This window comes from Ferrimonas sediminicola, assembly GCF_005116715.1.
In the GTDB taxonomy this organism is placed as follows: Bacteria; Pseudomonadota; Gammaproteobacteria; order Enterobacterales; family Shewanellaceae; genus Ferrimonas; species Ferrimonas sediminicola.
Genome location: NZ_SWCI01000056.1, coordinates 1 through 248 on the forward strand (window position 1 = coordinate 1; position 248 = coordinate 248).

The following is a 248-nucleotide window of genomic DNA, read 5'->3' on the forward strand; positions in this document are numbered from 1 at the left end:
GGAACTGAAACATCTAAGTACCCTGAGGAAAAGAAATCAATTGAGATTCCCTAAGTAGCGGCGAGCGAACGGGGATTAGCCCTTAAGCACAGAGGGTGTTAGTGGAAGCTTCTGGAAAGTGGCGCGACACAGGGTGATAGCCCCGTACACGAAAACTAACTTTGTGTGAAATCGAGTAGGACGGGACACGTGATATCTTGTCTGAACATGGGGGGACCATCCTCCAAGGCTAAATACTCCTGACTGAC

General features: G+C 49.2%; 1 rRNA gene. It reads left to right on the plus strand.

What is annotated here, in order from left to right:
• Positions 1-248 (plus strand): 23S ribosomal RNA (locus tag FCL40_RS18510); the annotation flags it as partial.